This is a genomic window from Zobellella maritima (assembly GCF_003075035.1).
Lineage (GTDB): Bacteria > Pseudomonadota > Gammaproteobacteria > Enterobacterales > Aeromonadaceae > Oceanimonas > Oceanimonas maritima.
Genome location: NZ_QCZE01000001.1, coordinates 136,834 through 160,491, shown reverse-complemented (window position 1 = coordinate 160,491; position 23,658 = coordinate 136,834). Strand labels below are relative to the sequence as shown.

Genomic DNA, 23,658 nt, shown 5'->3' with positions numbered 1-23,658 from the left:
CTCAGGAGTCGCCTTTCATGGAATTGTCAGCACTAACTGCCATCTCCCCCGTCGATGGCCGTTACGGCGCCAAAACGCAGGAGCTGCGCGCCATCTTTTCCGAATTTGGATTATTGCGCTTTCGCGTTGAAGTGGAAGTTCGCTGGTTGCAGGCCCTGGCCGAACATGCTGATATCCGCGAAGTTCCGGCCCTGTCCGCCGAAGCCAATGCTTATCTGGATCAGATAGTCGCCAACTTCAACGAGGCCGATGGCCAGCGTATCAAGGACATAGAAAGTACCACCAACCACGATGTGAAGGCGGTGGAATACTTCCTGAAGGAAAAGGTCGAGGCCCTGCCCGAGCTGGCCGCGGTCAGTGAATTCATTCACTTCGCCTGTACCAGTGAAGACATCAACAACAACGCCCACGCACTAATGCTGAAAGCCGGTCGGGAAGAAGTCATAGCCCCTTACTGCCGCAAGCTGATCGACGCGGTCAAGCAGCTGGCCAGCCAATATCGTGACGTCCCCATGCTCAGCCGTACCCATGGTCAGCCCGCCTCTCCCACCACCCTGGGCAAGGAAATGGCCAACGTCGCCTATCGCCTGGAGCGCCAGTTCAAGCAGATCGAAGCGGTCGAGCTGCTGGCCAAGATCAACGGTGCCGTAGGCAACTACAATGCCCATATGTCCGCCTATCCGGAAGTAGACTGGCACGCATTTGCCCAGAAATTTGTGACCCGTCTGGGGCTGACCTGGAACCCCTACACTACCCAGATCGAACCCCATGACTACATTGCCGAGCTGTTCGACGCCCTAGCCCGTTTCAACACCATACTGATCGACTTCGACCGGGACGTGTGGGGCTATATCTCGGTCGGCTACTTCAAGCAGAAGACAGTCGCAGGCGAAATCGGCTCCAGCACCATGCCGCACAAGGTCAATCCCATCGACTTTGAAAACTCCGAAGGTAACCTGGGCCTGGCCAACGCCATCTTCAACCACCTGGCGGCCAAACTGCCGGTGTCCCGCTGGCAGCGGGATCTGACCGACAGCACAGTTCTGCGCAACCTGGGCGTGGCCGCCGGCTATTCCTTGATCGCCTACCAGGCGACCCTGAAAGGCATCAGCAAGCTGGAAGCCAACCCGGTCGCCCTGGCCGCCGACCTGGATCAGAACTGGGAAGTGCTGGCCGAGCCGATCCAGACGGTGATGCGCCGCTACGGCATCGAAAAGCCCTACGAGAAGCTGAAAGAGCTGACCCGGGGCAAACGGGTCGATGCCGAAGGCATGCGTGCCTTTATCGATGGCCTGGAGCTGCCCGAGTCGGTCAAGGATGAGCTCAAGCTGCTGACCCCGGCCAACTATATCGGCCGTGCCGTCAAGCTGACCGACGAACTGTAAAGATAGCGTCAAGCTGGAAGTTAGGATAAATCACCGAGCCAACCGGCTCGGTGTTTTTGTTTGCCCGTCTAAATAACTGATACAAATACTGCGACATTACGAGGATTCGATAAGCAGACCCTCCGCGCCGGGCCGGAAAATGCTCCTGCCGTTCCGGTATTCCCGCCATCCATAGCGGTCAGTTGCGCGGCGGAGCCTCCAAGGAGGATTTATGGGACGGGCAAACAAAAACACCGAGAATAAATTTACGCCGACAGAAAACATCAAAACAGGCAGAGCAGCTGTTTTCTTCCCGCTTACCGCTGATAGCCTGAAATCTATCATTCTCTGCTGCCCCTCGGCATAATAGCCCGTTATTCTTAATGCATTAGCCCCATCATGACAGGTCCCCATGTACAGCGCACTGAAACTGGATATCGATGACTTTTTGGCCAACTACTGGCAACGCAAGCCCCTGCTGATCAAGCAGGGCTTTCCCGGCTTTGAAGATCCCCTTAGCCCCGACGAGCTGGCCGGCCTGGCGCTGGAACCCCATATCGAGTCCCGCCGGGTCTGGCGGGAAGGCGAGCGCTGGCAGGCAGAAAGCGGCCCCTTCGAAAGCTATGACCACCTGGGAGAAGAAAACTGGACCCTGTTGGTGCAGGCAGCCAATCAATGGCACCCTCAGGTGCAGGATCTGGCGGAACCGTTTCGCTTTATCCCCGGCTGGCGGTTCGACGATGTCATGGTCAGCTTTTCCACCCCCAAGGGAGGGGTCGGGCCCCATATCGACCAGTACGGCGTCTTTATCATTCAGGGAGAAGGCAGCCGTCGTTGGCGGGTGGGCAAGCAGCAAAGCCTGAAAGAGTTCGCCTCCCACGGCGCCCTGCGTCATTGTGAGGCCTTCGAAGCCGAGATCGACGCACTGCTGGAGCCGGGCGATGTCATTTATATTCCCCCCGGCTGCCCCCATGAAGGCTATGCCGAAACTCCGGCACTGAACTACTCCATCGGCTTTCGTGCCCCCGATGCCAGGGATCTGATCTCCAGCTTTGCCGATCATGTATTGGCCCATACCGAGCAGTCCCGCCGCTTCGATGATGCCGCCATGTCACCCTGCCGGCACCACGGCCGTATCGATCACCAGGTATTGGCCCAGATCAAATCCCTGATGACCGAATTGCTGGACGATCCTGTGCGGCTGACCGACTGGTTTGGCGAAATGATGTCGGAAGCCAAGCACGATCTGGATCTCGAGCCTGTAGATCCGCTCTACAGCCTGGAAGAACTGGTATTGCGCCTGGATCACGGCGATCACCTGTATCGCCTCGCCGGCGCACGCTGTTTTTATATGGAAGGCAACCAGCAGGAATTCTACCTGGATGGTGACCGTTACCGACTGGCCCAGCCCGATGCCGACGCCATCGCCCTGCTGTGCGATCAGGCGCGCATCTGCGGCCCGGAAGTGGCCTGCCTGGCCCAGCCCCAGGCCCTGCTGGAGGTGCTGCTGCCGCTGGTCAACCAGGGCTACTGGTATTTCGAGGAAGACGAGGAATAAAGCCGGAAGCCGGAAGCCGGAAGCCGGAAGCCGGAAGCCGGAAGCCGGAAGCCGGAAGCCGGAAGAATTGAATCGCTTCTAGCTTCTAGCTTCTAGCTTCTAGCTTCTAGCTTCTAGCCCAGATTGTCGAATGCGGGATGATAGGTCACCAGCCCGGCCGGTACCGGCTGCTTGAATGGCAGGGCCATAAAGGCGGCCTCGGCGCCCGGATAGGGACAACGCAGGCCAAACTTGCCGGCCGGCTTGAAGCCGAAGCGACCATAGAAATCCACGTCGCCCAGCACCACCAAGCCGGCCCAGTCCAGTTCATGAGCCGAGTTGATGGCCTCCCGGATCATCCCCGACCCCACCCCCTGCCGCTGGCAGTCGGGCCAGACACTTACCGGCGCCAGCCCCAGCCAGCCCAGATCCTGCCCGTCGATCAGCACCGGACTCATGGTCAGGTGACCGATGATGGCCCCTTCGTATTCCGCCACCTGGCTGATGCTGATGGCGCCCTGTTCACGCAGGGCCAGCACCAGATCCGCCTCCATCGGTCGATTAAAGGCGGCATACACCACCTCGTCAATCTCGTCACCGTCACCGGGGCGTTCGGTTCTGAACAACAGCATAAGGGCTCCTCAAGGCGCCAGACGGTCAATGGTCCAGCCGTCTGTATTCCTTTGATACAGGAAACGATCATGTAGCCGCCGGGCTCCTCCCTGCCAGAACTCCACCGAGTCGAATTTCACCCGGAAGCCACCCCAGAAGCTGGGCAGTGGCACTTCGCCACTGGCAAATTTCTGCTTTATCTCGAGAAACTTGCTTTCCAGTATGCTGCGGGCAGAAATACGGGCCGACTGCTGGGAGACCCAGGCACCGAGCTGGCTGTCCTTCGGACGGCTATGAAAATACTTCATGACCTCGAGGGTCGACAGCTGTTCCACCTGGCCGGTGACATGGACCTGCCGCTCCAGCATATGCCAGGGGAATAACAGGCTGATGCGGGGGTTTTTCGCCAGTTGGCCGGCCTTGCGGCTGCCCATGTTGGTGTAGAACACAAAGCCATGGGCATCCAGGTGTTTGAGCAGCACAATGCGCTGATAGGGCTGCCCTCGCTCATCGACCGTGGCCACCACCATGGCGGTGGGATCCGTGATCCCCGCCGTTACCGCCTGTTCCATCCATAACTCGAACAGGGTCAAGGGATCGTCGGGCAGGTCTTTGCGTCTCAGTCCGCCCTGGGTATAGTCCCGCCGAAAGTCGGCCAGCTCCATCATGCTTTCCTCATGGATTTCAGATGGTCAATATTGTGCGCCGGGGGCCGGGGCTTGGCAAGTTGTCATCCGCTCCCAACTTCTCTATATATAGGGGCATCCCCCTTTTAATAGAAGACAACATGAATCAAGGACTTATTCATGCCCTGCTGCTGGACGGACAAGGTGGGGCCCGGCTGCTGGACGACCAGCAAGTGAACCGCTGGCAACCGGAACAAGGCTGCCTCTGGCTGCACTTCGACTACCGTCAGCCGGATACCCGTCGCTGGCTGGAACAACACAGCGAGCTGGACAAGGTGGCCGTTTCCGCCCTGCTGAGCGAGGCGACCCGCCCCCGGGCCACCGGCCACGGCCAGGGATTGCTGATCGCCCTGCGCGAAGTCAACCTCAACCCGGGCGCGGATCCGGAAGACATGGTGGCCATGCGGCTGTGGCTGGAGCCACAGCGCATCATCAGCACCCGCAACCGGCAGCTGGCATCGGTGCAGACCATCGCCGCCCGGCTGGCGCAGGGCAAGGGCCCCGCCAATAGCGATACCCTGCTGGCTGAGCTGGCCTTCGAATTGCAACGCCCCCTCGGCGAAATAGTGGAAGAGCTGGATGATCAGATTGATGAACTGGAAACCCGCTTTCTGGATGGCATCCTGGAAACCTCCCGAGGGGAGCTGATGACCCAACGCCGCCGGCTTATCGAGTTTCGCCGTTATTTAAGCCCGCAAAGAGAAGCCCTGGGACGGCTGTTGATGGACAAAGACAATGGCTGGCTGGGCCCGGAAGCCAAGACCAGCCTGCGGGAAACCCAGGACAGCCTGCACCGTTACCTGGAAAACATGGACGCCATCCGGGAGCGCTCCATCGCCCTCGACGACGCCAGGGCCAACCAGCTGTCGGAACAACTGAACAAGCGCATGTTTGTGCTGTCGATGATCACCGCCCTGTTCCTGCCGTTAAGCTTTATGACCGGTCTGCTGGGTGTCAACCTGGCCGGTATACCGCTGGCCGATAACGTCGCCGCCTTCGGTGTTTTCGTGGCAACCCTGGTGCTGATGGTGGCGCTGCAGGTATGGTACTTCCGGCGGCGGGGATGGATTTAATGTAGGAAGCCCAGCAGATGATCCTGTAGGAAGCCCCGGGGCGATTGGCCACTGGCCTCACTCCCACAAAGGGTAAACAGCCCGGATAAAAAAAGGCCGGGGATCACTCCCCGGCCCAGGCCTTGAAACGTCTCGCTTGTTCCGTGAGACGATTACTCGGCGTTATTTTCAACCGGCGTTTCGGCCTTGGCTTCGGCGGCAGGCGCTTCGGCTTCGGCAGGCTTGTTGGCTTCCTTGATGGACAGGCGGATACGGCCCTGACGATCCACTTCCAGAACCTTCACCTTCACCTTGTCACCCACTTTCAGGTGATCGGACACATTCTTGACCCGCTCTTCGGTGATCTGGGAAATATGCACCAGACCGTCCTTGCCGGGCAGGATGTTGACGAAGGCGCCGAAATCGGCCAGGCGTACCACCTCACCGTCATACAGGGTGCCGCTTTCCACTTCTGCGGTCAGCTGCTCGATACGACGGATGGCCAGCTTGGCGGCTTCGCCGTCGACAGCGGCGATCTTGACGGTGCCGTCATCGTCCAGCTCGATGGTGGTACCGGTTTCTTCGGTCAGGGCACGGATGGTGGAGCCGCCCTTACCGATCACATCGCGGATCTTCTCGGGGTTGATCTTGATGGTATGGATGCGCGGTGCAAAGCTGGAGATCTCGGCGCGAGGCTGGTTAAGGGCCTCGTCCATGACCTTCAGGATATGCAGGCGGGCGCCACGGGCCTGTTTCAGGGCCACTTCCATGATTTCCCGGGTGATGCCTTCGATCTTGATATCCATCTGCAGGGCGGTCACACCCTCGGTGGTACCGGCTACCTTGAAATCCATATCACCCAGGTGATCTTCATCGCCCAGGATATCGGACAGTACCACAAAGCCTTGTTCTTCCTTCACCAGACCCATGGCAATACCGGCCACGGAGGCCTTGATCGGCACACCGGCATCCATCAGGGCCAGTGACGTACCACACACGGAAGCCATGGAGGAAGAGCCGTTGGACTCGGTGATTTCAGAGACCACGCGCACCGTGTAGGGGAACTCTTCCTGGCTCGGCATTACCGCGGCAACACCGCGCTTGGCCAGCCGGCCGTGGCCGATTTCACGACGCTTGGGGCTGCCGACCATGCCGGTTTCACCCACACAGTAAGGAGGGAAGTTATAGTGCAGCATAAAGCGGTTGGCGCGCTCGCCGGTCAGCTCGTCGATCAGCTGGGCATCACGCTCGGTACCCAGGGTGGCGGCAACCAGCGCCTGGGTTTCACCACGGGTGAACAAGGCAGAGCCATGGGTGCGGGGCAGCAGGCCGGTGGCCACATGCAGGGCACGGATCATATCGGGTTCACGACCATCGATACGGGGTTCGCCACGTACCACACGACCACGGACAATGGTTTTTTCCAGCTTGCCCAGTTGGTCCTGAATTTCCTTGATGCCCTGTTCCGGAGTTTCGGTCAGGATGGCATCCTGTACCCTGGTCTTGATGGCGCTGATGGCATCGCGACGGGCAGTCTTGTCGGTAATGCGATAGGCTTCACCCAGCTCGGCGGAGGCCAGTTCGGCGACTTTGGCTTTCAGCGCTTCGTTCTCGGCGGCAGGCTGCCAATCCCAGGGCTGGGTACCTACTTCGGCGGCGAATTCGTTGATGGCATTGATGGCGGTCGCCATCTGCTCGTGGCCGTAGACCACGGCGCCCAGCATCACATCTTCGGGCAGTACGGCGGCTTCGGACTCCACCATCAATACCGCATTGGCGGTACCGGCCACCACCAGATCCAGCTGACTTTCTTTCAGCTCGGAGATGGTCGGGTTGAGTACATATTCGCCGTTCATATAACCGACACGAGCGGCGCCGATAGGGCCCGCAAAGGGAATGCCGGAAATGGCCAGGGCGGCAGAGGTGCCCAGCATGGCGATGATGTCCGGGGCGATCTCCGGGTTAACCGATACCACGGTAGCGATGACCTGGACTTCGTTCTTGAATCCATCGGGGAACAGCGGGCGGATCGGGCGGTCGATCAGCCGGGCTGTCAGGGTTTCACCTTCCGTCGGGCGGCCTTCACGCTTGAAGAAGCTGCCCGGGATACGACCGGCCGCGTAGGTACGCTCCTGGTAGTTCACGGTCAATGGGAAAAAATCACGGCTTTCATCGGCTTCGCGCTTGCCGACCACGGTCACCAGGACTGCGGTATCATCGATGCTGGCCATCACGGCGCCGGAAGCCTGGCGGGCCATCACACCGGTTTCAAGGGTGACCGTATGCTGGCCGTATTGGAAGGTTTTTACGATAGGATTCACGTTGTAGATTCCTTAATATGTATGATCTCTAATTTGCCCGCACAGTATACTTGATTCACCCTTAAAACCCAGAATCAATGATGGGGAAATGGCCGAAAAGCACGCCGCCAACCATCACACAAATCCGTCGGTAACCGGCTTCGGCGCCCCTGACCGTTTTATCTTTCGAGCGTCCCTCTCAGCGGCGAGTTAATGAAACAGATAGGACTCCATCGACAGTACACCGTGGCTCATGCCGCCCTCAAGCACGTCCACCTCACCACCGGGCGTGGCGGCCGCCGCCGCCACCAGCAAGGGCAGATAGTGCTCCGGAGTAGGATGGGCCCGCCGGCCGTGAGGCGCCCGGTGCAGATAGTCCATCAGGGCCGCCTTGTCATGGCCCCTGACCGCCTGTCGTGCCCAGTGCACGAATTCCCAGGCATAGTCCGCTTGTTCATCGCTCCCCATGCGAAACTCGTACAGGTTGTGGGTCAGGCTGCCCGAACCGACAACCAGCACCCCGGCTTCCGCCAGCGGTGCCAATGCCTGCCCCAACCGCCAGGCGGAATGAGGGTCCAGACTGGCCGGCATGGAAACTTGTATGACCGGCACAGCCGCATCCGGATACAGGTAACGCAAGGGTACCCAGGCGCCATGATCCAGGCCGCGCTCGGGATCACAGGTCGCCGGGTAACCCTGGTCACGCAACAGGGCCATGACGGTTTCGGCCAGCATGGGGGCCCCCGGAGCCGGATACTGTAATTGATACAGGGCATCGGGGAAGCCACCGAAATCGTGGATGGTAGCCGGCCGGGCACTGGCGGTGACCGCTATTTCCCTGGTGATCCAGTGAGGAGACACCACCAGCACCGCCTTCGGCCTGGGCAGGCACTCGCCCACCGCCTGCAACAGCGGGCCGGCACGGCCGGGCTCTAGGGCAAAGGTCGGCGCCCCATGGGACACAAACAGGGTCGGCAATCGGGCCATACTGAAATTTCCTCACAAAAATAATCAATATAGACTCTAGCGGACCCCAATCTTGAGATAAACCGGCCCTGGCGGAATTAATTGTTAACCATCAGGAAACAATAAGAGAATTGGGAGGACTTTATCGTTTTGTAGCGGGGGAATGACAGGCACCGGTGCCAACACCGGCAATATCAAGGAAAACCGTACAACTGACCGTTATGAAACGAAAAAAGGAGCCGAAGCTCCTTTTTTCTTGAACCGGATGGGTCGATTAACGACGCAGGCCCAGTTTTTCGATCAGTGAACGGTAACGCTCAACGTCTTTGCGCTTCAGGTAGTCCAGCAGGCTACGACGCTGGGATACCATGCGCAGCAGACCACGACGGCTGTGGTGGTCATGGATGTGCTGCTTGAAATGGCCTTGCAGATGATTGATCTGGGCGCTCAGCAGGGCAACCTGAACTTCAGGAGAGCCGGTGTCGCCTTCGCCACGAGCAAAGTCAGCAACGATTTGGGCTTTGGTTTCAGCATTTAGTGACATCTTGATTACTCCAAAGAGATGAATGGTTCTTCCAGCCGATCACTAATTCAGCCGGAAACAGAGCTGCGCATTCTACCAGCTAAGCCGGGGTTGGCAACCGGAAAATGTGCAAAGTTCAGCGTACCAGCCGTTTGGGCGCGACCTTGCCGTCGTCGTCGATTTCCCCCACGCCGATAAACTGCTGTTCGGGGCCCATGGTCATGCGGACAAACCCCGACAAGGGCGCGCCGGATACCTGCACCGCCTGTCCCTGATTGACGTAGCCGGCCACCAGCTCGGACATATTGACCTCCGGCAGGCTCGCCACCGCGGTATCCATCGGCAGCAGCAGCGGATCCAGCTCCAGTCGGGGAGAGATTTCCTGAGCACGGCAGTTCTCCAGGATGCACTCCAGCTGCTCCAGGGTCAGCATGCGCTCGGCCGGATAGCCGGCCACCGCCAGCCGCCTGAGCATGGTGACATGGGCACCACAACCAAGCATTTCCCCCAGATCATCCACTATGGTGCGGATATAGGTTCCCTTGCTGCAATGGATTTCCAGCTCGACTTCCTCGCCTTCGAAACGGATCAGCGTCAGTTCATAGACGGTGATCGGCCTGGCTTCCCGGGGAACCTCTATGCCCTCGCGGGCATATTGGTACAGGGGCTTGCCTTGGTACTTCAGCGCCGAGTACATGGACGGCACCTGCTCTATGTCGCCGCGGAAATGATCCAGGGCTTCAATCAGCTCACCGGTGGCGACCTTAACCGGCCGTGTCTGTACCACTTCGCCATCGGCATCACTGGTATCGGTGCGCTCGCCCAGCTTGGCGATCACCCGATAGCGTTTGTCCGCCTCCAGCAGGAACTGGGAAAACTTGGTCGCCTCGCCCAGGCAAATCGGCAGCATACCGGTGGCCAGGGGATCCAGGGCACCGGTATGGCCGGCCTTGGCGGCGGCATAGATGCGTTTGACCTTCTGCAAGGCATCGTTGGAGGTAATACCGGCGGGTTTGTCCAACAACAGGATGCCGTCTACTTCACGGCCACGAAATCGACGCTGACGCCCCATCTTCAGTCCTTTTCCTCTTGATCTTGCTCATCACGGTCGGATGCCTGCATCCGTCGCTTGTCTTCCGCTATGGTGCTCGACACCAGGGTGGAAATGCGCATGCCTTCGACCAGGCTCTGATCGTAGCTAAAGCGCAGTTCCGGGGTGACCCGCAAGCGCATCGCCTTGCCAACCAGGCTGCGGATGAAGCCGCTGGCGTCTTTCAGTACCTTCATGCCCTGTTCGATTTTTTCCGGATCATTTTCCAGAAAGGTCACGAACACCTTGGCATAATTCAGATCCCGGGACAACTCGACCCCTGAGACTGTCACCAACTTGAGGCGATCATCTTTGATTTCCCGCTGCAGGATCATCGCAATTTCTTTCTGCAATTCCTGCCCAACCCGGCGGGTGCGGCTGAATTCTCTGGCCATAACATTTTTATCCAATAAAAAAAGGAGCCAAGAGGCCCCTTAATATCAATCCAGGTGACGAAAGGATACAGCTGAGCCGACTGTTGGCGGCAAGGCCGAAAAATGCTCCTGCTTTTTCGACATTTCCGCCATCCATGGCGGTCAGTGCCGCCGTCAGCCCCGATGGGGTAGCCTACTGCCTGCATCAAGCTTTGTGCCTGAACGAACATCCAGTGAATGTTCGCAGCGGGTGCAAAGCGCCGATGACCTTAGACCCTGGCGTGTCGGCGGGCTGTGCCTTTCGGCACCGGCTGCAACCGGAGCCGATATCACCCTTACAGGGTACGCTGTACTTCCACGATCTGATAGACCTCGATCTGGTCACCGACTCGTACATCATTGTAGTTCTTCACGGCGATGCCGCATTCCATGCCATTACGCACTTCCTGCACATCGTCCTTGAAGCGACGCAGGGATTCCAGCTCGCCTTCGTAAATCACCACGTTGTCACGCAGTACCCGGATCGGGTTGCTGCGCTTGACGTTGCCCTCGGTGACCATACAACCGGCCACGGCGCCGAACTTGGGCGAGCGGAACACGTCACGCACCTGAGCCAGGCCGATAATCTCCTGCTTGAACTCGGGCGCCAGCATGCCGGTCATTGCCTGTCTAACTTCGTCCAGCAACTCGTAGATCACGCTGTAGTAGCGCAGGTCGATTTCTTCGGCCTCGATCACCTTGCGGGCAGCCGCATCGGCACGCACGTTGAAGCCCAGGATGATGGCGTTGGACGCCGCCGCCAGGCTGGCATCGGTCTCGGTAATACCGCCTACGCCGGAGCCGATGATCTTGACCTTGACTTCGTCGGTCGACAGCTTCTGCAAGGAATCGGAAATCGCCTCGATGGAACCCTGCACGTCGGCCTTCAGTACCAGGTTAACCTCGGCTACTTCGCCTTCGGTCATGTTGGAGAACATGTTCTCCAGCTTGGACTTCTGCTGACGGGCCAGCTTGACTTCACGGAACTTGCCCTGACGATAGGTCGCCACTTCGCGCGCCTTCTTCTCGTCACGAACCACGGTCGCCTCGTCACCGGCAGCCGGTACCCCGGACAAGCCCAGGATCTCGACCGGAATGGAAGGGCCGGCAGATTTGATCTCGCGGCCCAGCTCGTCCTTCATGGCGCGAACCCGGCCGTATTCCAGACCACAGAGCACGATATCACCCTGATTGAGGGTCCCTTCCTGAACCAGCACAGTGGCTACCGGCCCGCGGCCCTTGTCGAGACGGGACTCGATCACCACGCCGGAAGCCATGCCATCGTGTACGGCGTTCAGCTCCAGCACTTCGGCCTGCAGCAGGATGCCTTCCAGCAGTTCATCTATGCCCATGCCGGTCTTGGCCGAGATGTAGACGAACATGTTCTCGCCACCCCAGTCTTCCGACATGACGCCGTGCTGAGCCAGCTCGTTCTTCACCCGATCGATATCCGCATCGGGCTTGTCCATCTTGTTGACGGCGACGATCAGCGGGACACCGGCTGCCTTGGCGTGTTGAATCGCCTCGACGGTCTGTGGCATCACGCCATCATCGGCGGCGACCACCAGTACCACGATATCGGTGGCGCCGGCACCACGGGCACGCATGGCGGTAAAGGCGGCGTGGCCCGGGGTATCCAGGAAGGTGATCATGCCGTTTTCGGTTTCAACATGATAGGCACCGATATGCTGGGTAATACCACCGGCTTCACCGGCGGCGACCTTGGCACGGCGGATATAATCCAGGGTCGAGGTCTTGCCGTGGTCGACATGACCCATGATGGTCACCACGGGGGCGCGGGTTCTGCGCTCGGCGTCGGTATCACGGTCGGACAGCACCTTCTGTTCCAGCTCGTTTTCACGACGCAGGGTCACTTTATGGCCCATCTCTTCCGCCACCAGCTGGGCGGTTTCCTGATCGATCACCTGGTTGATGGTGACCATGGCGCCCATCTTCATCATCGCCTTGATGACTTCGGCACCCTTGACCGCCATCTTGTTGGCCAGCTCGGCAACCGTGATGGTTTCACCGATCTCCACGTCCCGGTTGACCGGCTGTGCCGGCTTCTGGAAACCATGCTTCATGGATCTCGGGGTCATCACCTTGGCGCGCTTGCCTTTTCTCTGGCGATCGGCACGGCTCTCACGATCTTCCCTGTCTTCCTTGGACTTGCCGCCCTTGCGCTTCTTGCCACCGGTACGGCGGGCCTTCTGCTCTTCGGTCTGGTCGGCTTCGTCTTCGGCTGCCTTGGCGTGAGGATTGGTCATCACGTGATAGTCCGCATCTTCCGGCTTCTTGGCTGCTTCTTCGGCCCAGCGCTTTTCGTTTTCTTCCGCCAGTTTACGTACTTCTTCAGCCTTGATTTGGGCCTCCAGCTCGGCCTTGCGCAAGGCTTCTTCCTCACGCTGACGCTTTAATTTTTCTGCTTCGCTCTTGGCCATATCGTCCGCCTTTTTCTGCTCTTTGCTTTGGGGCTTGGCGCCCTGCTCCGTCGTGTTCTGAGCTTGCAGCTGAGCCTGGCGGGCTTTTTCTTCCGCTTCACGCTTGGCTTTTTCTTCAGCCTCGCGCTTGGCCTTGGCCTCGGCTTCGCGCTGGGCTTTTTCTTCAGCCTCGCGCTTGGCCTGGGCTTCTGCTTCCAGACGGGCCTGCTCTTCTGCTTCCTGCTGACGCTGCTGCTCTTCAGCCGCATCGCGTCTTACATAAGTACGTTTCTTGCGCACCTCTACCTGTACGGCCTTGTTCTTACCGCCGGCACCCTGCACACTCAAGGTGCTCTTGGTCTTGCGGTTCAAGGTCATCCGTTTAGGTTCATTATCGTCATTAGCACCGTGCTGTTTCTTTAAAAACGCCAGCAAGGCGGCCTTTTCGGTTTCGGTGACCGTATCGGCACTGGATTTCTCCATACCTGCTTCACGAAACTGCTGGACTAGACGATCAACCGGTGTGTCGATGTCATTGGCAAGTTGCGTTAATGAGACTTCTGCCATTCATTTACCTCCGTTGATCTTATTCTTCGTTCTGGTCTCCGAACCAGCAGATATTGCGGGCAGCCATGATGAGTTCGCCTGCCAGGCTCTCATCCAGGCTTTCTATCCCTTCAAGGTCATCAATACCCTGTTCTGCCAGCTCTTCCAGATCCGCGATACCACGGGCGGCAAGCTGATAGGCCAGTTCCCGGGTCATGGAGGGCAGTGCGAGCAGTTCCTCTGCCGGCTCCACCCCTTCAAAAGATTCTTCCTGCGCCAGGGCGCGTGTCGTCAGAGCGTCTTTGGCGCGATTACGCAGCTCTTCCACCATGTCTTCGTCCAGGCCTTCCACGCTCATCAGCTCACTGACCGGTACATAGGCGATTTCTTCGAGGGTGGAGAAGCCTTCCTCCATCAGCAGGGCGGCAAAATCCTCATCGATATCCAGATACTGGACAAACAGATTCATGATCTTGTCGCTTTCAATCTGATGCTTGCTCTGCAGATCTTCCACCGTCATCACGTTCAGTTCCCAGCCGGTCAGCTGGGAAGCCAGACGCACGTTCTGGCCATTACGACCGATGGCCTGGGCCAGATTGCCGGACTCGACGGCGATGTCCATGGAGTGGGCATCTTCGTCCACTATGATGGAGGCCACATCCGCCGGGGCCATGGAGTTGATCACGAACTGGGCGGGGTTGTCGTCCCACAGCACGATATCGACCCGCTCGCCGCCCAGCTCACCGGACACCGCCTGCACCCGGGCACCACGCATGCCGACACAAGCACCGATGGGGTCGATCCGCCGATCATTGGTCTTGACCGATATCTTGGCACGGCTGCCCGGATCCCGGGCGGCGCCCATGATTTCGATCAGCTCTTCACCGATTTCCGGCACCTCGATGCGGAACAGCTCTTTCAGGAAGTCCGGGTGGGTACGGCTGACAAACAGCTGGGCACCACGGGCTTCGGGCCGTACCGCATACAGCAGGCCACGCACCCGGTCGCCGGAGCGGAACGACTCGCGCGGCAACAGGTCATCCCGGTAGATCACGGCTTCGGCATTGTTACCCAGATCCAAGATGACACTCTCACGGGTGGCTTTTTTGACCACACCGGTGATGATTTCGCCTTCCTGGTCCTGGAATTGCTCGACCACCTGCATGCGCTCGGCTTCACGCACTTTCTGCACTATGACCTGTTTGGCGGTCTGGGTGGTGATACGGTCGAACTTGACAGATTCAATCTGATCTTCGACGTAGTCACCCGGCTGGATTTCCGGCTCATCGATCTGCGCCGCTTCCAGGGTTATTTCCCGGTAGGGATTGGTCAGGGATTCCTGGTCTTCCACTACCTGCCAGCGACGAAAGGTGTCGAAATCGCCACTCTTACGGTCGATGGCAACCCGGACTTCGATATCACCTTCGTATTTCTTTTTGGTTGCCGTCGCCAGGGCAGTCTCCAGGGCCTCGAAGATTTTTTCACGAGGCACCGCCTTCTCATGGGAAACCGCGTCTACAACGAGCAATATTTCTTTATTCATGTCCGATCGCCTCGTTAGTCAAAGTTCGGAACCAGATTCGCTTTTTGGATATTAGCAAAGGCAACGGGAAACTCTTTCCCTTCTACCTCCAGCCGGACCAGGGTGTCTTCAACCGCCACCACTTTTCCTTTAAGTTTACGTCTGTTATTTACCGCCATGCGCAGAGCCAGTTCTGCCTCCTGGCCGATAATGGCCTGGTAATGCGCCGGTTTGAACAGGGGGCGAGCCATACCGGGAGAGGAGACTTCCAGATCGTATTCAGTGGCGATGGGATCTTCCACATCGAGTACGGCACTGACTTGCCGGCTGACTTCCGCGCAGTCATTCACCTCGATGCCATTTTCACTGTCGATATACAGGCGCAGGGTGGAATGGCGCCCGGCACGGACAAATTCCAGCCCAAGCAGTTCAAAGCCCAGCGCCTCTACCGGCTCGCTGAGCATATCGGTCAATCGTTGTTCCAATGTAGCCAAAGCTACCCCCTCCAAAAACAAAAAAAGGGCTCGCAGCCCAGTGAATCCGCATCTGTCTTGCAGATGCCAAAGTGCAGATAACAAAAAGCCCCGATCTTCAAATCGGGGCTATTCTCCTGGACCCTGATTGTCGCCTCGCGACGACCATCCACCGCGAGCAGGCAGTGGACGTGAAATTGGTTGCGGGGGCCGGATTTGAACCGACGACCTTCGGGTTATGAGCCCGACGAGCTACCAGACTGCTCCACCCCGCGTCCGAAATCGTGCGAGATTATAGTTAACTTGGCGAAAAATCTCAACCTATTCAGTTAATCTATAACTTGGTGCCGAGAGCGGGACTTGAACCCGCACGCCTATACAGGCACTACCCCCTCAAGATAGCGTGTCTACCAATTCCACCACCTCGGCAAAACTCTTACTTAGTTGGGTATGTCGCTGTCATTGCTGACCGGAACATCACCCTGGGTCTGACTTTCCACCACTTCGGGCTGAGAAAGGTCTTCCCACTCGCTCCCCTGCTTGCTGCCGTTGGTGGACAGATTCCCCAACACCAGACTTACTACAAAGAAACCGGTCGCCAGCAGCGTTGTCGCCTTGGTCAGGAAGTTACCCGACCCGCTGGAACCAAAAACCGTATTGGATGCACCCGCTCCGAAGGAGGCACCCATATCGGCACCTTTCCCTTGCTGTATCAGCACCAGGCCTATCAGGGCCAGTGAGATAAGCAGATACACCACTAGAAGAATCTCGTACATTTTAAGCTATACCTTTGCTTGGCGCCTAAACCCCGTCACCAGGCTGCTGTCGGGAGCGGGGCTAATACTAGCGATCCGCTTTCCCCGATACAAGCGTAAATTCAAGATTTAAGTTCAAATGCATAAAAAGACAGCAAAAACCGTTTTACCCAAGCTGAAAGCTTGAAGCCGGAGGCTTGCAGCAGCCCGGCGTTGTTGTTGAGATCGATACGGGCAACTGAAAATCATGGCCCCTATACAAGACCGCCAAACCACGTCGGGCCGCTGAGCGCTTCCGGCTTATCGCTTACAGCTTCAGGCTGTTAGCGCCGGTATCGCTGCGGCAATATACTCGGCCAGGCGCTGCACCTGAGCCTGATCCGCGCCTTCCACCATCACCCGGATCAAGGGCTCGGTGCCGGATTTTCTCAACAGCACCCGGCCCTTGCCGGCCAGCTCGGCCTCGGCCGCCTGTACCCGCGCCTGCACCTCGGCATTGGCCAGCGGATCCGTGCCGGTCTCGAAGCGCACATTGACCAGCACCTGGGGGAACAGGGTCAGCTCGCTACGCAAGGCAGCCAGGCCCACGCCCTCTCCCACCATGGCGCGCAAGACCTGCAGCGCGGCGATGATGCCATCCCCGGTGGTATTGTGTTCCAGGCTGATAATATGGCCGGAGTTTTCTCCTCCCAGCCGCCAGCCATGCTCCCTGAGCAGCTCCATCACATAGCGATCACCCACTTTCGCGCGCAGGAAGGGGATCTCCAGCCGGGCCAGGGCCAGCTCCAGGGCCATGTTCGACATCAGGGTACCGACCACGCCGCCCTGTAGAACGCCGCGACGCTGGGCATCCCGGGCCATGATGTAGAGTATTTCATCACCGTCGACCAGAGCACCGGTGTGATCCACCATGATCAGCCGATCGCCGTCGCCATCGAAGGCGATCCCCAGATCCGCCTCATGCTCCACAACCGCCTGAACCAGGGCCGAGGGGGCGGTCGAGCCCACCTGATCATTGATGTTAAGGCCATTGGGGCTGATGCCGGTCCGAATCACTTCGGCTCCCAGCTCTTCAAACACCGCCGGTGCGATGTGATAGGTAGCGCCATGGGCGCAGTCGAGCACTATCTTGAGTCCGTCCAGGTGCATTTCCGAGGGGAAGGTACTCTTGCAGAACTCGATATAACGGCCGGGCGCATCATTGATGCGCATGGCCTTGCCCAGCTGATCGGAAGAAACGCAGTCCATCGGTTGATCCAGCATGGCCTCGATCGCCAACTCTACCTCATCGGGCAGCTTGGTGCCGTCATGGGAGAAAAACTTGATACCATTGTCATAGTAGGGATTGTGAGAGGCGCTGATCACGATACCCGCCTCGCCCCGGAAGGTGCGGGTCAGGTAGGCAATCGCCGGGGTCGGCATGGGGCCGAGCAGGGTCGCCTTGAGGCCGGCGGCAGATAATCCCGCCTCCAGCGCCGCCTCCAGCATATAGCCGGAAATACGGGTATCCTTGCCAATCAACACTTTCCGGGTGCCGGTCTGCGACAATACCTTGCCCGCGGCCCAGCCCAGCTTCATCACAAACTCGGGGGTAATGGGATACTCCCCCACCCGGCCGCGTATGCCATCTGTACCAAAATATTTCCGACTCTTCATTTATTGTTATCCCTTGTATTGTGTTGCTTTCTGCCATACCCGCAGGGCATCGGCCATTTCCTTAACGTCATGCACCCGGATGATCTGCGCCCCCTGGCTGACCGCAAACAGATGGGCCGCCAGGCCGCCGGCCAGGCGTTGATGGACGTCCCGTTCAAGCAGCTGACCCAGCATCGATTTGCGCGACATGCCGACCAGCAGAGGCAGCTCCAGCTCGTGCAGCCGGCCGAGCTTTCCCAGCAGTTCATAATTGTGCTCTAGTGACTTGCCAAACCCATAGCCCGGATCCAGGCAGATGCGCCCGCGTGAAATGCCGGCCTCGTCACAGGCGACCAGCCGCTCCCGTAGGAAGCCTGTCACCTCTGCGGTGACATCCCGATAATCCGGCGCCTGCTGCATGCTTCTGGGCTGTCCCTGCATGTGCATCAGGCAGATGGCGGCCCCGCTGTCCGCCGCTACCTGCAAGGCCCCCGGCTCGCGCAAGGCACGGACGTCATTGATCAGATCGGCGCCGGCATGCACGGCTTCGCCCATCACCGCCGCCTTGCTGGTGTCTACCGAAATCCAGCAATCCAGCTCCTGCCGTAACCGTTCGATTACCGGCACGACGCGATCCAGTTCCTGTTGCTCACCGACCTCGGCGGCGCCGGGGCGGGTCGACTCACCGCCCACATCGATAATGGTGGCGCCGTCCAGCACCAGCTGCAGGGCATGGCGCAGGGCAACGTCCCTGTCGGTATAGCTGCCGCCATCGGAGAAGGAATCGGGGGTCAGGTTGAGGATCCCCATTACCTGGGGGCGGCTCAGGTCAAGGCTACGCGTTTTGCTTGCTAACAACATAAGGCTGAGTTCCCGAAAAATAAAAAGCCCCGGTCACAGGGTGAACGGGGCTAATTTATCATAAAAACCTAGTTGCTGGGGGCATCGGAAGGCTTGTTCAAATCCGGTGTGCCCGGTTTGGACTCGGCTTCTTTCTTGTCCTGGGCACCGGAAGTCGGCCCCTGGGGCGTGTCATCCACCTCATCTTTCCAGTCTGCCGGCGGCCGCACATCACGACGGGCCATCAGATCATCGATTTGCTTGGCATCGATGGTCTCGTACTTCATCAGCGCGTCTTTCATGGTGTGCAGGATATCGATGTTGTCGGTCAGTATCTGCTTGGCGCGGGCGAAGTTTCGCTCGATCACCTGCTTCACCTCCGCATCAATGGCCTTGGCGGTCTCATCAGACATATGCTTGACCTTGGCCGCGGTACGGCCGAGGAAGACTTCGCCTTCTTCATCTGCATACAGCAGGGGCCCCATCCTCTCCGACAGACCCCACTGGGTGACCATCTTGTGGGCAATTTCGGTGGCCCGCTCGATATCGTTGGACGCCCCCGTGGTGACCTTGTCAAAGCCATAAATAAGCTCTTCGGCCAGCCGCCCGCCGTATAGGCTGGAGATCATCGATTCCAGATGCTGTTTGCTGTAGCTGAACCTGTCCTGCTCAGGCAGGTACATGGTCACCCCCAGGGCACGGCCGCGGGGAATGATCGACACCTTGTAGACGGGATCATGCTCGGGCACCATACGGCCGACGATGGCATGGCCCGCTTCATGATAGGCGGTCATTTCCTTCTCGGACTCGGACATCACCATGGAGCGGCGTTCGGCACCCATCATGATCTTGTCTTTGGCCTTCTCGAATTCTTCCATCGACACCAGGCGGCGGGCCGAGCGGGCGGCAAACAAGGCCGCCTCGTTCACCAGGTTGGCCAGATCGGCCCCGCTGAAGCCGGGCGTACCACGGGCAATCACGCTGGCATTGACGTCGTCACCCAGGGGGACGCGACGCATATGCACCTTGAGAATTTGCTCACGGCCACGCACATCGGGCAGGCCCACCACCACCTGGCGGTCGAACCGGCCCGGACGCAGCAACGCCGGATCCAGTACGTCGGGGCGGTTGGTGGCGGCAATGACGATCACGCCCTCGTTGCCCTCAAAACCGTCCATCTCAACCAGCATCTGGTTCAGGGTCTGCTCACGCTCATCATGACCGCCACCCAGACCGGCGCCACGCTGGCGACCGACGGCGTCGATCTCATCGATAAACACGATACAGGGAGCCGATTTCTTGGCCTGCTCGAACATGTCGCGCACGCGGGACGCACCCACACCCACAAACATTTCGACAAAATCGGAGCCGGAAATGGTAAAGAAGGGCACCTTGGCCTCACCGGCAATGGCCTTGGCCAGCAGGGTCTTACCGGTCCCCGGAGGACCTACCAGCAGGATACCGGTCGGAATACGGCCACCCAGCTTCTGGAAACGGCTGGGATCGCGCAGGTAGTCCACCAGTTCCTTGACGTCTTCCTTGGCTTCATCACAGCCGGCCACATCGGCAAAGGTGGTCTTGACCTGATCCTCGCCCATCAAACGGGCCTTGCTCTTACCGAAGGTCATGGCGCCCTTACCGCCACCGCCTTGCATCTGGCGCATAAAGAACACCCAGACACCGATCAGCAGCAGCATGGGGAACCAGGAAATAAAGATGGAAGTCAGCAAGCTCGGCTCTTCCGGCTTCTCACCCACCACCCGTACATTGTTGTTCAGCAAATCGTTGAGCAGCTGGGGGTCTTCCGTCGGCATCACGGTGGTAAAACGATCACCACTGCGTTTCACACCGTTGATGGTCTTGCCATCCATGCGGACTTCCCGGATCTGCCCCTGGGCTACTTCTTGCACGAAGGCAGAATAGTCCTGCTGGCGTCCCGCCGGTTCACTGGGGCTAAAGCTCTGAAATACAGACATTAACACCACGGCTATGACCAACCACAGGATCAAATTTTTCGCCATGTCACTCAAATTACTAACCTCACCGGCTGACAGTTTATGACCTAGAGAGTACTACAGTTTAAAACCTGTAGCCACAATGTAGACTTCCCTCGAACGGGGTCGGGACGAATCGGGTTTACGTACCCTGACAACACTGAAAGAACGACGGACTTCCAGCAGGAACTCATCGAAGCCGGCGCCCTGAAATACCTTGACCACAAAACTGCCCTTCGATGCCAGCACCTGACGGCACATATCCAGCGCCAATTCGACCAGATACATGGCCCTGGGCTGATCCACCTCGGGGGTACCGCTCATATTGGGCGCCATGTCCGACAACAGCACATCGACCTTGTCGTCCCCCACCCGCGCGAGCAGGGCGTTGAGCACTTCCTCGTCGCGGAAATCACCTTGCAGGAAGTCCACGCCGGCGATCGGGTCCATCGGCAATATGTCACAGGCAATCACCTGTCCCTGCTGGCCGACCTGCTCTACAGCAAACTGACTCCAGCCCCCCGGCGCCGCGCCCAGGTCCACGACCGTCATCCCCGGCTTGAGCAGGCGATCTCGGCCTTGCAATTCTTCCAACTTGAACACGGCACGAGAGCGCAGGCCCTTTTTCTGGGCCTGTTTGACATATTTGTCGTTAAAATGCTCTTGCAGCCAGCGCGCCGAGCTGGCCGAGCGTTTACTCTTACTCATTAAATTATCGCTCTACTCTTACCATTGAAGCCTAGATGGGGGTACAATGACCATCTTTCAACCTAAAACAATCGAAGCATTTTGCAATGACCCTGAACAATAAGCAAAAACAATACCTCAAAGGGCTGGCTCACAGCCTCAAGCCGGTGGTATTGCTCGGCCAGCACGGCCTTACCGAAGGCGTTCTCGCCGAGATAGAGCTAGCGCTCAACCATCACGAACTGATCAAGGTAAAGGTTGCCGCGGAAGACAGGGAAGTCAAAACGCTGATCATGGACGCCATTGTCCGTGAAACCAATGCCATCAAGGTACAAACCATCGGCCATGTGCTGACCCTGTATCGTGCCAGCGAGCTGAAAAAGATCACCTTGCCCCGCTGAGGGCTCGGTAAGGGAAGAGCGGGGAACAATCCCCCCGCTCTTCCCCGCAGGTATACCGCGCTTACAGATATTCTACCTTGATGATTTCGTATTCCACATCACCACCCGGGGTTTTCACCACGACTTCATCTTCCTCTTCCTTGCCGATCAGCGCGCGGGCGATAGGAGAATTGACAGAGATCAGGTTGGCTTTGATGTTGGATTCGTCATCACCCACGATGCGGTAGGTGATTTCCTTTTCATCGTCGATCTTCAACAGTGTCACTGTGGCGCCGAAAATCACCTTGCCGTTGTTAACCAGCTTGGTGATGTCGATGATCTGGGCATTGGACAGCTTCGCTTCTATTTCCTGAATACGGCCTTCGCAGAAACCCTGCTGCTCGCGGGCGGCATGGTATTCGGCGTTTTCCTTCAGGTCACCGTGTTCACGGGCATCGGCGATGGCTTCGATAATTTCCGGGCGGCGGACCGACTTCAGGTAGTCCAGCTCTTCACGCAGTTTCTGCGCACCGCGAATGGTCATCGGCGTTTGATTCATAGTGGAAACCTGGTTCCTTCAACAATAAAACAACAAGAGCCCGTCCGAATAGTCGGCATAGGGCTCATATCTCAAGAATTCGGCCTGTCGGCCCAATCTGTGTCAGCTGTTCAGACTAATACAGTCGGGCTAGCGGGTCAAATCATCGAAGAAGCGTTTCACCCCTTCGAAAAAACCTTCCGATTTGGGCTTGTGCTTTTTCCCTGCCGCCCCACCGAAGGACTCCTCCAGCTGGCGTAACAGGCTCTTTTGCTCTTCGGTCAGTTTCACCGGCGTCTCGATATACACCTTGCACACCAGATCCCCCATCAACCCGTTACGAGCCGAGCGCACACCCTTGTCTTTCAGGCGGAACATACGGCCGGTCTGGGTTTCGGCGGGGATCTTCAGCTTGACCCGGCCATCGAGGGTGGGTACTTCCACCTCTCCGCCCAGGGCCGCCGCGCTGAAGCTGATCGGCACCTCGCAATAGAGGTTATTGCCGTCACGTACAAAGATTTCGTGCTCACGTACATGCACCTGCACATACAGATCCCCCGCCGGCGCACCCGATTCTCCGGCCTCCCCTTCACCCGACAGCCGGATACGATCGCCGGTATCCACACCGGACGGGATCTTGACCGACAGGGTCTTGGTTTTCTGGTAACGGCCTTCGCCGTGACACTTATGGCAGGGATCGCTGATGATCTTGCCCTTGCCCCGGCAATGGGGACAGGCCTGCTGCACGGTAAAGAAACCCTGACGCATATGCACCTGGCCGGCACCATGACAGGTGGAACAGGTCTTCGCCTCGGAGCCGGGCTTTGCCCCGCTGCCGTCACAGAGCTCACAACCGACCAGGGTGGGCACCTTGATCTCTTTGGTCACGCCCCGTACCGCTTCTTCCAGGGTCAGCTCCATGTTGTAGCGCAAATCGGCACCGCGGCTCGCACGCTGCTGACGGCGCTGGCCGCCACCGAAGATATCACCGAACACGTCGCCAAAAATATCGCTGAAATCACCGCCGCCGCCAAAGCCGTGACCGCCCCCTTGCTGGCCGTTAACGCCCGCATGACCAAACTGATCATAGGCGGCCCGCTTCTGGGCATCGGTCAGCACTTCATAGGCTTCGGTCGCTTCCTTGAACTTTTCAACGCCGTCGGCATCATCCTTGTTGCGATCAGGATGGTATTTCATCGCCAGCCGTTTGTAGGCCTTCTTGATTTCGCGCTCGTCGGCTCCCTTGGCCACACCGAGCACTTCGTAATAATCTCGCTTCGACATAGGTTATCGTTTTACCTGGTCTCAATTACACAAAGGCGGGC

The 23,658-nt window shown here is 58.4% G+C and carries 21 protein-coding genes and 2 tRNA genes; 4 read left to right on the top strand and 19 right to left on the bottom strand.

The genetic code is table 11. The features are described 5' to 3' along the window. The first annotated feature begins 17 nt into the window (after positions 1-17). Entirely contained in the window at positions 18-1,385 is a 1,368-nt protein-coding gene (purB, locus tag DCS96_RS00715) for an adenylosuccinate lyase (RefSeq protein WP_116472472.1), read from the top strand. A 391-nt stretch (positions 1,386-1,776) separates the two neighbouring features. Next, positions 1,777-2,922 (top strand): ribosomal protein uL16 3-hydroxylase, encoded by a 1,146-nt coding sequence (locus DCS96_RS00710; RefSeq protein WP_116472471.1) that lies wholly within the window; start codon positions 1,777-1,779, stop codon positions 2,920-2,922. A gap of 113 nt (positions 2,923-3,035) precedes the next feature. Here the strand turns inward: DCS96_RS00710 and DCS96_RS00705 are convergent, their stop codons facing one another. Together DCS96_RS00705 and pdxH are read right to left on the bottom strand one after the other, a co-directional pair. Beyond that, the gene (locus tag DCS96_RS00705; protein ID WP_116472470.1) at positions 3,036-3,533 is read right to left on the bottom strand and encodes a GNAT family N-acetyltransferase; all 498 of its coding nucleotides are present in this window, start codon (positions 3,531-3,533) and stop codon (positions 3,036-3,038) included. 9 nt (positions 3,534-3,542) lie between these two features. Beyond that, a complete protein-coding gene (gene pdxH / locus DCS96_RS00700; protein ID WP_198649890.1) occupies positions 3,543-4,181 on the bottom strand; it encodes a pyridoxamine 5'-phosphate oxidase in 639 nt (212 codons plus the stop codon). Between the two features lie 119 nt (positions 4,182-4,300). On the opposite strand from pdxH, the gene DCS96_RS00695 reads away from it, so the two are divergent. Beyond that, on the top strand, positions 4,301-5,272 hold the full coding sequence (locus DCS96_RS00695) for a zinc transporter ZntB (RefSeq protein ID WP_116472468.1): 972 nt from the start codon (positions 4,301-4,303) through the stop codon (positions 5,270-5,272). A gap of 152 nt (positions 5,273-5,424) precedes the next feature. Here DCS96_RS00695 and pnp read toward each other — a convergent pair whose 3' ends face one another. The 15 genes from pnp to rlmE form a co-directional block, all read right to left on the bottom strand. Then, the gene (gene pnp / locus DCS96_RS00690) at positions 5,425-7,509 is read right to left on the bottom strand and encodes a polyribonucleotide nucleotidyltransferase (protein ID WP_408646004.1); all 2,085 of its coding nucleotides are present in this window, start codon (positions 7,507-7,509) and stop codon (positions 5,425-5,427) included. A 252-nt stretch (positions 7,510-7,761) separates the two neighbouring features. After that, a complete protein-coding gene (locus DCS96_RS00685; protein ID WP_116472466.1) occupies positions 7,762-8,538 on the bottom strand; it encodes a DODA-type extradiol aromatic ring-opening family dioxygenase in 777 nt (258 codons plus the stop codon). Positions 8,539-8,791: 253 nt separating this feature from the next. Further along, positions 8,792-9,061, bottom strand: coding sequence for a 30S ribosomal protein S15 (gene rpsO, locus DCS96_RS00680; protein ID WP_071473214.1), 270 nt, complete (start codon positions 9,059-9,061; stop codon positions 8,792-8,794). A gap of 115 nt (positions 9,062-9,176) precedes the next feature. Next, positions 9,177-10,112, bottom strand: coding sequence for a tRNA pseudouridine(55) synthase TruB (gene truB / locus DCS96_RS00675; RefSeq protein WP_116472465.1), 936 nt, complete (start codon positions 10,110-10,112; stop codon positions 9,177-9,179). A gap of 2 nt (positions 10,113-10,114) precedes the next feature. Beyond that, positions 10,115-10,525: a 30S ribosome-binding factor RbfA gene (rbfA, locus tag DCS96_RS00670; protein WP_116472464.1), complete on the bottom strand. Its 411-nt coding sequence runs from the start codon at positions 10,523-10,525 to the stop codon at positions 10,115-10,117. A gap of 314 nt (positions 10,526-10,839) precedes the next feature. After that, the gene (gene infB / locus DCS96_RS00665) at positions 10,840-13,530 is read right to left on the bottom strand and encodes a translation initiation factor IF-2 (RefSeq protein ID WP_116472463.1); all 2,691 of its coding nucleotides are present in this window, start codon (positions 13,528-13,530) and stop codon (positions 10,840-10,842) included. Positions 13,531-13,549: 19 nt separating this feature from the next. Further along, on the bottom strand, positions 13,550-15,052 hold the full coding sequence (gene nusA / locus DCS96_RS00660) for a transcription termination factor NusA (RefSeq protein WP_116472462.1): 1,503 nt from the start codon (positions 15,050-15,052) through the stop codon (positions 13,550-13,552). Between the two features lie 14 nt (positions 15,053-15,066). Continuing rightward, the gene (rimP, locus tag DCS96_RS00655) at positions 15,067-15,525 is read right to left on the bottom strand and encodes a ribosome maturation factor RimP (protein WP_116472461.1); all 459 of its coding nucleotides are present in this window, start codon (positions 15,523-15,525) and stop codon (positions 15,067-15,069) included. Positions 15,526-15,702: 177 nt separating this feature from the next. Further along, positions 15,703-15,779: transfer RNA gene (locus tag DCS96_RS00650), tRNA-Met, on the bottom strand. 67 nt (positions 15,780-15,846) lie between these two features. Beyond that, positions 15,847-15,933 (bottom strand) — tRNA-Leu (locus DCS96_RS00645). Between the two features lie 11 nt (positions 15,934-15,944). Next, positions 15,945-16,280 carry a preprotein translocase subunit SecG gene (gene secG / locus DCS96_RS00640; RefSeq protein ID WP_116472460.1) on the bottom strand — a complete coding sequence of 112 codons (336 nt, stop codon included), beginning with the start codon at positions 16,278-16,280 and terminating at the stop codon, positions 15,945-15,947. 294 nt (positions 16,281-16,574) lie between these two features. Continuing rightward, positions 16,575-17,915, bottom strand: coding sequence for a phosphoglucosamine mutase (gene glmM / locus DCS96_RS00635; protein WP_116472459.1), 1,341 nt, complete (start codon positions 17,913-17,915; stop codon positions 16,575-16,577). Positions 17,916-17,921: 6 nt separating this feature from the next. Beyond that, positions 17,922-18,755, bottom strand: a complete 834-nt coding sequence (folP, locus tag DCS96_RS00630) for a dihydropteroate synthase (RefSeq protein WP_116472458.1) — start codon at positions 18,753-18,755, stop codon at positions 17,922-17,924. A 68-nt stretch (positions 18,756-18,823) separates the two neighbouring features. Next, positions 18,824-20,764 (bottom strand): ATP-dependent zinc metalloprotease FtsH, encoded by a 1,941-nt coding sequence (ftsH, locus tag DCS96_RS00625; RefSeq protein WP_116472457.1) that lies wholly within the window; start codon positions 20,762-20,764, stop codon positions 18,824-18,826. Between the two features lie 42 nt (positions 20,765-20,806). Continuing rightward, on the bottom strand, positions 20,807-21,436 hold the full coding sequence (gene rlmE, locus DCS96_RS00620; RefSeq protein WP_116472456.1) for a 23S rRNA (uridine(2552)-2'-O)-methyltransferase RlmE: 630 nt from the start codon (positions 21,434-21,436) through the stop codon (positions 20,807-20,809). Between the two features lie 86 nt (positions 21,437-21,522). On the opposite strand from rlmE, the gene yhbY reads away from it, so the two are divergent. Continuing rightward, complete coding sequence (gene yhbY / locus DCS96_RS00615; protein ID WP_116472455.1) at positions 21,523-21,816, top strand: ribosome assembly RNA-binding protein YhbY; 294 nt, start codon at positions 21,523-21,525, stop codon at positions 21,814-21,816. A gap of 61 nt (positions 21,817-21,877) precedes the next feature. Here yhbY and greA read toward each other — a convergent pair whose 3' ends face one another. Together greA and dnaJ are read right to left on the bottom strand one after the other, a co-directional pair. Further along, positions 21,878-22,354 carry a transcription elongation factor GreA gene (gene greA / locus DCS96_RS00610; protein ID WP_116472454.1) on the bottom strand — a complete coding sequence of 159 codons (477 nt, stop codon included), beginning with the start codon at positions 22,352-22,354 and terminating at the stop codon, positions 21,878-21,880. Positions 22,355-22,483: 129 nt separating this feature from the next. Next, on the bottom strand, positions 22,484-23,617 hold the full coding sequence (gene dnaJ, locus DCS96_RS00605) for a molecular chaperone DnaJ (RefSeq protein WP_116472453.1): 1,134 nt from the start codon (positions 23,615-23,617) through the stop codon (positions 22,484-22,486). Positions 23,618-23,658 lie beyond the last annotated feature (41 nt).